Annotated in this window: 11 protein-coding genes; 6 read left to right on the top strand and 5 right to left on the bottom strand. The window is 67.2% G+C overall.

Features of this window, described 5'->3' with window-relative positions:
• Window positions 1-263: 263 nt before the first annotated feature.
• Window positions 264-2048 carry a sigma-70 family RNA polymerase sigma factor gene (locus tag AERO9AM_RS17560; RefSeq protein ID WP_159574900.1) on the top strand — a complete coding sequence of 595 codons (1785 nt, stop codon included), beginning with the start codon at window positions 264-266 and terminating at the stop codon, window positions 2046-2048.
• 161 nt (window positions 2049-2209) lie between these two features.
• On the opposite strand, the gene AERO9AM_RS03445 is transcribed toward AERO9AM_RS17560, so the two are convergent.
• Window positions 2210-2557, bottom strand: a complete 348-nt coding sequence (locus tag AERO9AM_RS03445; protein WP_159574899.1) for a nuclear transport factor 2 family protein — start codon at window positions 2555-2557, stop codon at window positions 2210-2212.
• A 234-nt stretch (window positions 2558-2791) separates the two neighbouring features.
• On the opposite strand from AERO9AM_RS03445, the gene AERO9AM_RS03440 reads away from it, so the two are divergent.
• On the top strand, window positions 2792-3832 hold the full coding sequence (locus AERO9AM_RS03440; protein ID WP_159574898.1) for a thioester domain-containing protein: 1041 nt from the start codon (window positions 2792-2794) through the stop codon (window positions 3830-3832).
• A 92-nt stretch (window positions 3833-3924) separates the two neighbouring features.
• Here the strand turns inward: AERO9AM_RS03440 and AERO9AM_RS03435 are convergent, their stop codons facing one another.
• On the bottom strand, window positions 3925-4320 hold the full coding sequence (locus tag AERO9AM_RS03435) for a hypothetical protein (protein ID WP_159574897.1): 396 nt from the start codon (window positions 4318-4320) through the stop codon (window positions 3925-3927).
• 278 nt (window positions 4321-4598) lie between these two features.
• Here AERO9AM_RS03435 and AERO9AM_RS03430 point away from each other — a divergent pair, with 278 nt between their 5' ends.
• A complete protein-coding gene (locus tag AERO9AM_RS03430; protein WP_159574896.1) occupies window positions 4599-5315 on the top strand; it encodes a hypothetical protein in 717 nt (238 codons plus the stop codon).
• A gap of 126 nt (window positions 5316-5441) precedes the next feature.
• Entirely contained in the window at window positions 5442-6476 is a 1035-nt protein-coding gene (locus tag AERO9AM_RS03425) for an AraC family transcriptional regulator (RefSeq protein ID WP_159574895.1), read from the top strand.
• 359 nt (window positions 6477-6835) lie between these two features.
• Here the strand turns inward: AERO9AM_RS03425 and AERO9AM_RS03420 are convergent, their stop codons facing one another.
• From AERO9AM_RS03420 to AERO9AM_RS03410, 3 genes are all read right to left on the bottom strand, one after another.
• Complete coding sequence (locus AERO9AM_RS03420) at window positions 6836-7432, bottom strand: hypothetical protein (RefSeq protein WP_159574894.1); 597 nt, start codon at window positions 7430-7432, stop codon at window positions 6836-6838.
• Window positions 7433-7454: 22 nt separating this feature from the next.
• Window positions 7455-8408, bottom strand: coding sequence for a helix-turn-helix domain-containing protein (locus AERO9AM_RS03415; protein WP_159574893.1), 954 nt, complete (start codon window positions 8406-8408; stop codon window positions 7455-7457).
• Window positions 8409-8624: 216 nt separating this feature from the next.
• Window positions 8625-9830 (bottom strand): glycosyltransferase, encoded by a 1206-nt coding sequence (locus AERO9AM_RS03410; protein ID WP_159574892.1) that lies wholly within the window; start codon window positions 9828-9830, stop codon window positions 8625-8627.
• A gap of 325 nt (window positions 9831-10155) precedes the next feature.
• On the opposite strand from AERO9AM_RS03410, the gene AERO9AM_RS03405 reads away from it, so the two are divergent.
• Together AERO9AM_RS03405 and AERO9AM_RS03400 are read left to right on the top strand one after the other, a co-directional pair.
• The gene (locus AERO9AM_RS03405; protein WP_236602460.1) at window positions 10156-11637 is read left to right on the top strand and encodes a sugar transferase; all 1482 of its coding nucleotides are present in this window, start codon (window positions 10156-10158) and stop codon (window positions 11635-11637) included.
• Window positions 11638-11861: 224 nt separating this feature from the next.
• Window positions 11862-12797, top strand: a complete 936-nt coding sequence (locus tag AERO9AM_RS03400; protein WP_159574890.1) for a glycosyltransferase family 2 protein — start codon at window positions 11862-11864, stop codon at window positions 12795-12797.
• The last annotated feature ends 6 nt before the right edge of the window (window positions 12798-12803 follow it).

Below are 12803 nucleotides of genomic sequence, written 5' to 3'. Positions count from 1 at the left end.
GCCTCGCCCTGCCCTATGCGCACCGGCTCCCGCCGTCGTGCGCGGAGGATCCGGTCTCCGAGGCGTTCCTCGCCTTTTCCAGCAGGTCACGACGATCGAGGTGCGCCCGCAGTTCGCGTTCCCGCCGACAGGCAGGTCCGAGCCCGCCCGGTGGTTTCCGATAGATTCAGCACTAGTCGCGCGCGTTCCCGCGCAGCATCGCCTTCGACTGGATCTCGCCAAGCCCGAGCAAGCCGGTCGCTCCTCGCTTCCGGGAGGGATCGTTGGATACTCGTTCCGACGCCGAACTGCTTGCCGCTCTGCGCGACGGCGACCGGTCCGCCTATGCCGCGCTCTGGGAACGGCATTCGGGTGCGGCGCACCGCTACGCCCACCGCCTCTCACCGGCCAGAGCGGAGGATCTGGTCTCCGAGTCGTTCCTCGCGATCTACCAGCAGGTGACGACGACCGACGCCGGACCCCAGTTCGCGTTCCGGTCGTACCTGAAGACAGTGATGCGCAACACGGCGATCCGCTGGTCCAAGGATGCCGACCAGCTCGCCTTCACGGATGAGATCGATGCGATCGACGAGCGCGATGCGCTGAGTCTCGCCGAGACCGACAGCGATGCGGCCGACGTTCTCGAGGCATTGCAGGCATTGCCCGAGCGCTGGCAACGGGTCCTCTGGCTCGCAGAGGTCGTCGAGGCAGGGCGTCCGGAGATCGCGCGTGAGCTGAGGATCAAGCCCAATGCGGTATCCGCTCTGCAGCGCCGGGCTCGGACGGGGCTGAAGTTCCAGTGGCTGAGCCGACAGATTCCTGATGTGCTGCGCGACGACACCACCCATGTCGCCCGCCTCTTCCCGCAGTACCTCACCGAGCCGCGTAACGCGGGCTTGATCGCGGAGGTCGATCTGCACCTCGCGGAGTGCGCAGACTGCCGCGTGCTTCTGGGCAGCCTCCGCGGTGGCGCAGCACGGCTTCAGGGCACCACGCTGGGTGTCCTTCTGGGCTCTGCGGGTATCGGTGCGGCGACGGCGTCGCTGTCGTCCGCGACCACGGCGACCGCCCTTGCCGTCGTCGCCGGCACCGGCGCTCTCACCTGGTTGATCGGCGGCGGGATAGCCGCGGTCACCGCCGGTGGTCTCATCATCGCGCCCCTCTTCACCGTCGGTCCGGCGGCGGCGGCACCGGAACCGACCCTGGTGCAGACGGCACCGGTGGCACCGGGGCCCGCAGCCCCTCCCGTGACCCGTGATCCGCTGGACCCCTCGTCGCCGATCGTGCCTGTGGGGACTCCTGGGCAGATCGATCCAGCCGACCAGGGCATCGCCGCCCGGTACACGCTCGAGTACCAGCCACGCCCCGACCCGGCCAAGGGCGTGCCGGATCCCGGCCCCGCTCCTGGGCAGTCGACCCCTGATCCGACGGGAACGTCCACACCGGCGCCGGGCACCCCCGGATCCTCACCCGGCATCGACAGCCCTGCGAGCACCGGATACCTCGCCCCGGTGATCACAGGGAAGACGACGCCGGGCAACAAGGTCGCCGTGCAGCTCGACTCGTCGCGGTACACGCCGACGGTCGGAGCGGACGGATCCTGGTCCTTCGACCCGCGCGGCCTCGAACTCCCGGCCGGCGACTACACGTACCAGGCATGGACCTACACCGACTCGGCCTCGTCTCCGGCGACCGAGGGCACGTTCACCATCCTCCCCATCGAGGTGCTCGGGTTCGAGAACGTCACGGGCTCCGAAGACCTCACCGTGACTCAGGCCAAGACCACGGGCCTCATCGTCGAGTTCCGTGGGCCTGCCAACGGGACGATCTACGTCACGACGATGGAGGGCAACACCGCATTCGTGGCACTCGATGACAACGGGTATGCCAAGCGTCGCCTGCTCGTCGACTCGTACGGCTGGTACTGGTTCACGATGCGCTATATCGACAAGGACGGCTACTGGGGGCCACTCTGGGAGCACAACCTCGACGTCTACGACCCCGCGGCACCGTACGACCCGATGGGGCCGGACCCGGCGGACATGACCTACCGGTTCGTGGTCCCGTAGTCGACAGCCACCGCCCGCCGCGAGACACGCTCAGAAAGCTCCGCAGCCTCTGCGCCAGTGCGCGCTGAGACGACGAGGGATCATGATGTGAGGGGTGTCTGACTGCTCCGCTGACGGTCACGCCGTTGTTGCCCGAGCTCCGCGGTCGGCGGACAGCCCGCTCATGCGGCGCGGATCGTCATCGACGAGATGAGCCCGTCCACGACGAGGAACTCGAACCGGCTCGGGCCGTTCGCGAAGGACGAGCGCCAGTCGCCGATGACGACGACGCGCTCCTGGCCCGACTCTGGTGCCATCGCACCCTCGTCGACGCCCGTGACCGTGAGCACTCCGCGCGCGCCGATGAGCTCCCGGCTGCTCCATGCGTCGATCTCCGCCCGACCGCGGTAGATCGACCCCCAGTCGTCCACGAAGCCGTTCGGCGCGAACGCGTCGAGGAAACCCTCCTCGTCCAGCGCGGCCAAGCGGCCCAGCGCGTTCTTCACCGTCGTGTTCTGCACCTCGGTCATCAGATTCCCTCCCCAGGATCCGGCGCGCGCGGGCATGCGGCGCCGTATGAAAAGGAGTCCACGGTGATCATTTGGTGACGGTCGGTTCTTCCAAGGGCCAGTGGATTCGTGTCCCGTCAGGACTCGGTCAAGGCTCCTGCTCCCTCGCGTCGCGTCACCTTCACGCGCGTGTTCACTCCTTCTCTCATGTGGACGGTGGCACTCCGGCCAGCGCCTGTAAAGGGGAGTATCAGCATGGGACAGCTCGACAACGAGCACGGGCCGAAGAAGGCCTTCACGCGACGCACGATCGTCAAGGGCGCAGCCTGGTCGCTGCCGGTCATCGCAGCGGCGACCGCGGTGCCGGCGTACGCCGCGTCGAACGGCGTCGTGATCACGCCCGGCACCCAGCCGGTGCCCACGGGCGTCTGCACGCCGATCGGCAGCATCGCCTTCACGATCACGAACAACGGGACGCCGGTCGCGAACCAGGCGATCATCGTGACGCTTCCGCCTGCGGCCCCCGCCGGGCAGTCGTCGTTCCACTGGGACGACAACACCACCGCGCCGAAGACGTTCGTCTCGGACGCGAACGGCGTCGTCGACCTCACGAACCACATCATCACCAGCTCGACCCCCGGCACCTACACGGTGCTCGGCCAGATCTCGCCGAACGGCGCGACCGCGAGCATCCCGGTCATGGTCTCGGGGCTGTGGATGGGCGCCAAGCAGCAGGGCTACGCCGGCACCGGGATCCACGGCGTCTACACCACCACGCCGGCGGACCCGGCCAGCCCGGGAACGCCGGACTACTACTCGTACTGCGTCGAGCACAACGTCTCGGCGAAGTCGAACATGGCGGCGACCGCCGGAGGCCTCGGCACTTATCTCGGCAGCAACTACTTGACCGGCAGCGCCGACATCTACAGCAAGGTGCTCTGGATCATCCAGAACAGCTACCCCGCGGTGACCCTCGCCGCATTGACCACCGCCGTCGCCGCGAACGCAGCAGCGGCGGGGCGTCCCTTCACGGCGCCGCTCAGCGCGAACGACGCGATCGAGGGCACACAGTACGCGATCTGGCGCTACACCGACCTGACCTTCGATGCGAACTGGAACTTCCAGACGCCCAACAGTGCGGCGGTGTATTGGTACCTCATCGACCAGATCAACGCGGGCATGCGCGGCACGCAGAGCGGCATCACCGGCCTGATCACCTCGGAGTCCACGACGGTCTGCGGTACTCCGACGGGCGGCAGCCACGCGCAGAGCCAGATACTGGTCGTCCCGGCCTGATCCGGCAGAAGTAGGAGAACGGCGCCGCTCTGGTGGGCAGAGCGGCGCCGTTCTGGTGCCTCTCGTCGTGCGAACTTCATGAGTGCTTCGGGTCAGGCCTTTCGGAAGTATGCATTGGACGCCGGCACCCACATGAGCACGACTGCCACGACGCCGAGCACGAGCGCGATGATCCCCATCCCGCTGGTACCGGTGAACAGCGACCCGAGCGAGAGCACCTCGAGCACGGTCAGCACGACGCGTGCCCAGTTGCGTCCGGCCTTCATCTTCCACAGGATCAGCAGCTGCACCAGTGCGAGGATCAGGGCGACGACGCCCGCGGTGATGAACACTGCACCGCCGGCCGTGGTGCCTTCAGCCGTCGCCGAGGAGTCGCTGGCCAGGAGCGCGATGCCGCTGAGGATCACGAGCACTCCGGCGACGAGATCCAGGATGAGACCGATCAAGAAGATCCAGAACGAGATCTTGACGGTGGTCGGGGTTTGCATGGTTCCTCCTCAGTCGTGGTCGTGCTGATCGCTGCCGCGTTTGTCCGCACCTTGGCAGGACAGAGAACCCCAAAGGCGGCACCACGCCGTCGGAGTGTCGGAGTGCGGCGTCGCACGGTGCAGATTGCGGCGGGGATGTTCCGGTATCCGCCAAATGGCGGGTGGACGCAGGTGCGGGGCGGTTCGTCGCCATCGGACCGGAATATCGTGACGGCCAGCCGGGAGCGTCCGACTCCGACGCTCCCGGCTCACCCCCGACTGGAGAAGAGGACACGTTCATGACGCAGGGTCACGGCATTGATATTCCGGAGTTCGTGGTTGACAACGCGAGCGAGCCGCGCGGCGTGAGCCGACGCACGCTCGTACGGGGCGCCGCATGGTCGGTGCCCGTGATCGCGGTAGCGGCCGCCACACCGCTGGCCGCGGCGAGTGTCGTCACGCCGTGCGCCGAGATCCCGGCGGAGTCGACCTGGATCACTCAGAGCCCGGTGAGCGGTGGCCTGACCGGTGCCGCCAACCTCAACGGGTGGGGCGGCACAGGCCTTCAGCCACAGCAGTCCAACGTGTTCGTCTCGCTGCGGGACAACGCGTCCACCACGTCGCCGGTGACCGTCCGGACGTCGACGACGATCACGATCGGCAAGCCGAACACCACCGTCACGTTCGTGCTCAACGGTCTCGCACAGCACGGCGGTCTGCAACAGCAGCCCGTTCCGACTCGCGCGAGCACGGTGCAGTTCGTCGACATCGCGATCGATGGGAACCTCGTGGCGAAGTTCAGCACGTACGCCGATCAGACTCCGGGTGCGACCCAGCTGCCGATCCGGACGGCGACGAACAGCTATCCGTGGGGCACGTACAACTTCAGCTACTTCTTCCCCACCGCCGGGACGCACACGCTCACCTATGACTTCCACCTGCCTGCGGCGACGCCGACCTCGCAGGACGACATCTTCCTCACGTCGCCCCGCGTTGCAAGCTGCTCGGCGACCTGAGCGTCGGCAAGGAAGGCCGGTGCCGTCACTTCAAGGAGACGGCACCGGCCTTCTCGCGTTCACACGTCACTTCTCGCTCTGTGCGCGCTCCTTCTGAATGACGCAGGGGTGAGATCGGAGACCGGAGTGACCAGTCGCGCTGTGCTGGAGGATCACCTCCTGCGCGACGTTCGGGATGACCACTTCTTGACGGTCGGGTCTGAGCTGGGCGAGCTGCGTGTGGTCTCGGGGCACCTGCGGCATTCGCATGTGTCCTCCGTCACGCTCGATACCCTGACGGTGAGCCGCATCGATGGCGGCCCCGTGAGCCTGACGTGGAAGCGGATCGACGCCCAAAGGCAGCAGCGCTACCTTTTCTGCTTCATCGCAGGCGGATCCACCGAGATCACCGACGACGCGCGCAGAAGTTCGATCCATGGTGCCGGACTGCATGTTGTCGTCCCCGGTCAGACAACGGTCGCCATCGAGATCGGCCGCAGGTCCCGTGCGGTCTTCTTCTCGTTCCACCGCTCCGACGTCGCCCCGCTGATGCTCGACGAAACGCTGTTGAGCGGAAGATCGGGCACCTCATCCCCCATCTACCAGGTAGCGTTCGGCTACCTGTGGGCTCTGGCTTCGTTGACGGATGCAGCCTCTAGCGCGCCAAAGGAAGCCCTCTCCGACCTCACCCGCCACACGGCTCGTTCCCTGATGCAGGCGTTCCACACCTCGAGCACCGGCGATCTCGACCTTCATGGGCGGGCGCGGCGACTTATCGACCGAGACCACGCTTATGCCGGCATCGGCATCCAACACATCGCCTCGGAACTGTGTGTCTCGCGTCGGACGCTGGAGCGAGTCTTCTCGGCAAGAGGAGAGAGCGTTGCTGAGGTGCTCCGCGTTGCGCGGATCAACCATGCGGTGGCCTTGATGCGATCCCGGCCGGATCTCCTGTTCGACGTGGTCGCCCGGGAAAGCGGCTTCGGGTCCGTTGCCAGCCTCCGCAGATCGGTCATGCTCGAGCACGGGCTGCAGCTGTCCCAGTTGAGGAAGCAACTCCAGCGCGAGCGAGAAAACGCCGGCGAACACATGCACGTTCGCCTGCGATCTCACCGACGGGCCGACCTCCAGTCACGCCACGGTGATGTTCGCGATGGGGCCCACACGCGCGCGTCACCATGACGCCGATCGCAGAAGCGGCGCGATTGATCGAGAACTCGCACCCGCCCCACGACGACGCCAGCAGCTGACGCGGCGCATCCACGCGAATAGTCCCCTGGATCTGGCGCAACACGCCGCCGCGCCTTCCCGAGGGAGGGACATCGTGAGCCAGTGGATGGCGCCGGCATAGGCGCAAGGACGAGGCCGTACCGGGCGTCGACCCGGTACGGCCGTCGCGTTCTCCCACCTTGGGAGGGAGGACGCAGGGGTTACGCAAGGGCCGGGGAGGAACCCTGCATCGCCCTGTAGAGAAGGAGTGCGGCAGACCGAGGATGTGACGCCGGCCGTGCGGTCTCACGGTTTCGCCACGCCTCGGGCCGTCAGGGGTGGCTGACTGCTCCGCTGACGGTCACGCCGTTGTTGATGTTGGCGGCGGCGACCGAGACGGTGCCCGCGACAGGATTCCTGGTCGTCGGAGTGCCCGTCCAAGCGCCGGAGAAGACCGCCGGGGGCAGGGAGAAGACGGTGTCGGCGCTGACCGACTGCGAGGGGCCCGCGAAGTCGATCTCCCACGTGCCGTCCGCGTCGGTCACGACCTGCGTGACGGTCCACGTCACGCCGCCGGCGACGATCGTCTCACCGGTCGCGAAGGGCTGACCGTCGGGCTTGGTGATCGCGAAGCTCGTCCACTGGCCGGAGCCGATGTACTTCCCGGTCAGCGCTCCGGTCTCCCACGGCCCGTTCTTGACGTTCGAGATCACCACGCCGCCGTTGAGCGTGCCCGTCGCCGTCTTGGCGTTGTCGTCCGCCGTGATCGAGCCGCCGACCTGGGCTGACAGCTGCGCCTGCGAGGCAGGACTGGTGGACGCTGCGTGTGCGGGTACCGCGATCGCGGCGGCGACCACCGGCAACGACCACGCCGCCCCCTTGACGATCGTGCGCCGTGGTACATCTCGGGTGAAACTGCTCTGCGTCATTGTCTTCGCTCTTCCTGATGCCTTAGATTCGGGACACCGCGGATGTGTCTGCCCGGGATTCGGGAGGCGTCGCGGCCTCAGCCATGTAAAGCGACTCCGGCGATGACAACCGGCGAAGCGGCCGATTGTGGCGATTGCGGTGTGAAATCGAGTCGCGCGGGGTATTTGTCTCGAGTCGCCCGCGGCTTCCCGTGGCACGATGCTGCCGGGGCGAGGCGAGGCCTTCCGCAGCCATCGCCCGCGCCAGGCTCGACCCGTTGCTGAGACCGACCTGCTCGGCGATCGACGACACGCTCAGACGCGCCGCAGCAGGATCCCGCAACAACGCCACCGCCTTGAGCACCCGCATGCGCCGTATCTCCTGCCGGATCGTTCGCCCCAACGCGGCGAAATCGCGCTCGAGCTGACGCAGGGAGACGTTGACGTCGTCTGCGATCGCCTGGGCCGACAGGGCGGGGTCTGAGTACCGCTTCTCGATGAGGGACAACGCCCTATCGAGCGAGGATGAGGCCTGGACCTTCTCGGCCGCGCTCGACGTTATCGCCGCATCGACCAGGGCGACCAGGGCCGACTCGAGGTGCGCACGGGCACGCTGAGGAACGGCATGACGGCCGGCGAGCAGCGCGCGCACGAAGTCGTTCGCCGGACGAACCACCGTCGAGCTCTCGATGAGCAGCAAGGCGCGGTGCGGTATCGGCGTTGCCGAGAGCGCGACGCTCGGAGCATCGATCACCGTGCTCTGTGCACCGTCTGCCGCCGAGATCCTCGCCAACGACGGGCCGGTCACCACAACGCCCTGCCCGCCGACGGCGGTGATCCGACGCCCTTCGAGGGACACATCGACGACGCCGTCATGGCTCACGAAGAACACCACACGGCCCCGCCCGACCGCGATCGAGCGGACCGACCGGCGCCCGTGCCGATGCACGGCAACGGTCACAGCCCCGAGATCGCACGCCTCCAGCGAACCGGTCAAGGACGATCCCCATGCACTTCTCGTACCGAGGTCACATGCCGGTGCTGCGCTCCCAGATTCATCCCCACGTAGGAGAACGGGTCAGTCCGGACGGAAAAGTGACGTCAGCGGGTTGAGCCCCGCTCCTGACAGGGGAACGCTGAGCTCCTCCCCGCCATCCGTGCTCCCCACGGCGGTCCGGCCGCGCGGGGCGTCAGGATTGGGGACCTGACCTCGTCACTGGGGCGGCGGGACGGACCGCATCGGGTCTCTGGTGCGCACGCCCAGCGCGTCGACCAGAGCGCGCATCCGCGCCGTACCCGCCGCCGGCGAGTACTCGGCGAACCAGCGCTCGAAGAGCGCCCCGCGATGCGTGCTGTCGGACCCGGCCGTCAGGTCGGCGATACGCTCGGCGAGCGCGATGGGATCCCCGGCGGGAACGATCTCACCCCGTGGACCCACGACCTCGGGCAGCGCTCCGGCATCGCTCACGATCACCGGCATGCGCGCGGCCATCGCCTCGGCCGCGGCGAGCCCGAACGACTCCTCGACGACCGAGGGCACCACGAGCAGATCGATGGCGGTGAACAGGTCATCGGCGTCGATCCAGCCGGTGCGGTGCGTCAGGTGCGCAACGGGGCCGAGGGCGTCCTCCATCGCCGCCAGATCCTCCTCCGGCACCGACATGGGTTCGCCGCCGAGCACCAGCCGGTATCGGCCGGGCATGCACTCTTCAAGGTGTTCGACGGCTTCCGCGAGGACGTGCACACCGCTGTCGAGACCGAGCGATCCGAGGAATCCGATGCGGATCCGGCCGTCCTTGTCGGGCACCGGGTCCGCTCGGCGGACCCGATCGGTCCAGTCCGGCAGCACCAGAGCGTCGGGCACGGCGTCGAGCATGGCGCATGAGGGCACGAGTGTGGTCACCGCGCCGCGTCGAACGAGCCGCACCAGAAGGCTGCGCCAGCCGTGGGGGCGCCGATGCAGATGCACCAGCCGATCGGTGCGCGCCAGCGTGGCGGCCGACGACACGAGTCCGTTGCACCACAGCAGGCCCGCAGGGCGCGTGCGGTCCCACCGCCGAAGCGCGTACATCCACTCGAGCCGATTGCGAGCGGGCAGAGCGATCACCGGGAGCCCCGCGCGCACGGCCTCGACCAGCACCGGCGACGGCGCCGGCACGACAGCGGTGACGTCGACGCCGATGTCGTGCAGAACGGCCGTGATCCGCAGCAGCATCAGTTCGCTGCCGCCGAGGACCGTGCGGTCTGCCGCGACGTAGATGCGACGGACGCCATCCGAACGGCCCGCCTGCCATCCGCCGGCGGGCACCGTATGCTCCGCGCGGGCGAGGAGCCCTGCTTTCCAGGCGTCAGGCTCCGCACGATCATCGATCGCGTCCCATGATTCGACCGCGCGCAGCGGTCGAGCGGCGTCGCTCACCCCGTGCCTCCCCTGGCACCCCAGGCGCCTCCCACAGGCGCCGCGACCTCCCACAGGCCGCTACGGGCAGACTACGTCAGGAGGCACGGACCCGGTAGGGACCGGTCGCGAAATGCTCGCCGCACGCCACCGCGCACGATGGAAGACCACGCGGCGTCAGCGAGCGTTGCGCGACCCGACCCCGGCCAAAAGACGACAGAATCCCTCGCCGCATTTTCCTGGGAATTTGCCTGCCGTATGCTGTCAACACCACTCCGTGACCTGCTCGCACGGGCCACCGGCGGCTTGGGGGCCGAGGGGTCTTTTGCTGATGCTGGGGGAAACAATGGTGGCTGCGACGGCGGATATTGCGAACGCTGCAACTGCGGGCAACGCCGTCCGTTCTGTTTCAACTCGGAGCTGGCGTCAGAGCATCTCCACGAACCTGCTGATCAGCGACCTCCTCGTGGTCGCGGCGACGGTCTTCGTCACGCAGTACTTCTGGCTCGGCCTCGGAGCGCGACTCAGTGAGGATCTTCCGTACTGGCTGGTCTCCGGTGCCATCACCGCTTTGTGGACGTGGACGCTCGGACTCAACGACTCCCGCAGTCATCGCATCCTCGGCACCGGCTGGACCGAGTACTTGCGGGTCATCGGCGGCAGCTTCCGGTTGTTCGGCTTCATCGCCATCGTGGCGTACCTGGCGAAGGTGGACCTCGCCCGCGGGTACTTCCTCCTCACTCTCCCGATCGGTCTGGCCGCTCTGCTGCTGTCCCGGGCAGTGTGGCGTCGTTGGCTGCTGCACCGCCGGGCTGTCGGCGCGTACTCCGCGCACGCGCTGCTCGTCGGGTCCCGGGCCTCTGTCGCGAATCTCGCGCACGAGTTGAAGAGCGCGCCCGGCGCCGGCTTCACGCCGGTCGGCGCCTGTGTGCCGTCCACCGACGGCGAGGCCTTCCTCCTCGGCACCGAGGTGCCGATCGTCGGCACCTTCAGCACGGTCATCGACGCGATGCACAAGCACGGCGCCGACACCGTCGTCATCGCTTCGGCCGACGACCTCTCCGCGACCGAGGTCAAGCGCATCTCGTGGGGGCTCGAAGCCGGACGGCAGCACCTCGTGCTGGCACCGGGAATCATGGACATCGCCGGCCCCCGCATGCATGTGCGGCCCGTCGCCGGACTGCCTCTCATCCACGTCGAGACGCCGACGTTCAGCCAGGGTCAGCGCTTCACGAAGCGTGCTGTCGATCTCGTCGCCAGCGGCATCGGCATCGTCGTGTTGAGCCCGCTGCTGCTCGTGCTGGCGCTGATCGTGCGCCTCACCTCCCCCGGGCCCGCTCTGTTCTATCAGGAGCGCGTGGGGCGCAACGGCAAGCATTTCCGCATGCTCAAGTTCCGCTCGATGGTTCAGGGCGCCGAGGATCAGCTCGAAATGCTTCGGGCCCGTCAGGCAGAGCTGGGCAACGAGGTGCTGTTCAAGATGCGCGACGATCCCAGGATCACGAAGGTCGGCCGCGTCATGCGGAAGTTCAGCCTCGACGAGCTGCCGCAGCTGTTCAACGTCTTCGCCGGAAACATGTCTCTCATCGGTCCGCGCCCGCCGCTCCCCGCGGAAGTGGAGAAGTACGCGGAGCACGTGCACCGTCGCTTCCTGATGAAGCCCGGCATCACGGGCCCGTGGCAGGTCGGCGGGCGCTCCACGCTGTCATGGGAGGAGTCGGTCCGTCTCGATCTCTCCTATGTGGAAAACTGGTCGTTGGCCAATGACATGCTGATCCTGTTCAAGACGGTGAAGGTGGTGCTCGCGCCGGGAGAGACCGCAGCTTGACCGGCTGACATCTCGGCGTCGAATATGCGCCTGAGCCTCGGTCCGCCATGCACCTCTGCCCATCTCGTCACCTGAGGAAAGGCTTCTGTGGAGGCACTACTGTCACTCGCGTTTTTCAATCGCATCGCCGAAGCCCTCCACATCACCGAAGGACAGTGATGCCGCCTCGCTCGAACTCACAGACCGACAGCCGTGGCCGTCACGACGTCCAGAGGCGCCGTTCCATGACAAGCCCGACCATCGCCATTCTCCTCGCGACATATCGACGTGAAAGGCTGCTGTTCCAGACCCTGCGGTCGCTGAACGAACTCCGTTCAGGGCACGCATTCGAGGTCATCGTGGTCGACAACGATGCCGCCGGGCATTCGGCACGGGCGGTCAACGAGCACCGGGGTGAATTCGACTTTCCCGTTCGCGGGGTCTGCGAGCCTCGACCCGGCATTGCGGCGGCACGAAATCGTGGTCTGGACGAGTCCAAGGACTACGACATCGTCTGCTTCATCGACGACGACGAAGTCGTCGATTCGGAGTGGCTCGACGAGATCATTCGTCCGATTCTGAATGCGCAGGCCGACGCCGTCTCCGGCCCGGTGCGCTCGGACTACGAGGTTCGGATTCCCCGCTGGGCAGAACTCGGCGACTTCTTCTCGTCGCCGCGGATAGCAGACGGTACGCGCGTGAAGGAAGCAGCGACGAACAACCTGGCGATCCGCCGAAGCGCCCTCGACGCTAGCACTGCCCCTCGTTTCGATGATCGTTTCAGCGAGTCCGGGGGCTCCGACATCTTTCTTTCCAGTCAATTCACAAGCGCCGGCAACGTCATCGTCTGGGCGAGCGAGGCCTGGGTATCGGAGACAGTACCCTCTTCCCGGTGCACGGCGCAGTGGATCCGCACACGTGCGATCCGCGGCGGAAACACCCACGGTCGCGTAGCCCTCCTCCGGCCCGATCGTGGCGCAGGCCGCCCGGGCTCTTCCATTCGCCGACTATCGATCGTCTTCGCTGGCGCGCTACGTATTGCCGGCGGAACGCTTGGGATGGTGACCGGGCTCAACCCCAATCGGTCGCGTCGAGCCGCGCGCGGGTATCGCACCATGCTCCGAGGAATCGGCTATCTTCGTGCCGTCGTCGGCAACGATGTCCTCGAGTACAAGCGTTAGCGATCG

This window comes from Microbacterium sp. 8M (assembly GCF_902506375.1).
GTDB lineage: Bacteria > Actinomycetota > Actinomycetes > Actinomycetales > Microbacteriaceae > Microbacterium.
This window is presented reverse-complemented; position numbering and strand designations above follow the sequence as displayed.

Excerpts from the sequence above, each read along its gene's own strand:
- AERO9AM_RS03435 (WP_159574897.1), bottom strand. The coding sequence starts at position 4,320 with ATGCAAACCCCGACCACCGTCAAGATCTCGTTCTGGATCTTCTTGATC.
- AERO9AM_RS03445 (WP_159574899.1), bottom strand. The coding sequence starts at position 2,557 with ATGACCGAGGTGCAGAACACGACGGTGAAGAACGCGCTGGGCCGCTTG.
- AERO9AM_RS03440 (WP_159574898.1), top strand. The coding sequence starts at position 2,792 with ATGGGACAGCTCGACAACGAGCACGGGCCGAAGAAGGCCTTCACGCGA.
- AERO9AM_RS03430 (WP_159574896.1), top strand. The coding sequence starts at position 4,599 with ATGACGCAGGGTCACGGCATTGATATTCCGGAGTTCGTGGTTGACAAC.
- AERO9AM_RS03400 (WP_159574890.1), top strand. The coding sequence starts at position 11,862 with ATGACAAGCCCGACCATCGCCATTCTCCTCGCGACATATCGACGTGAA.
- AERO9AM_RS03420 (WP_159574894.1), bottom strand. The coding sequence starts at position 7,432 with ATGACGCAGAGCAGTTTCACCCGAGATGTACCACGGCGCACGATCGTC.
- AERO9AM_RS03405 (WP_236602460.1), top strand. The coding sequence starts at position 10,156 with ATGGTGGCTGCGACGGCGGATATTGCGAACGCTGCAACTGCGGGCAAC.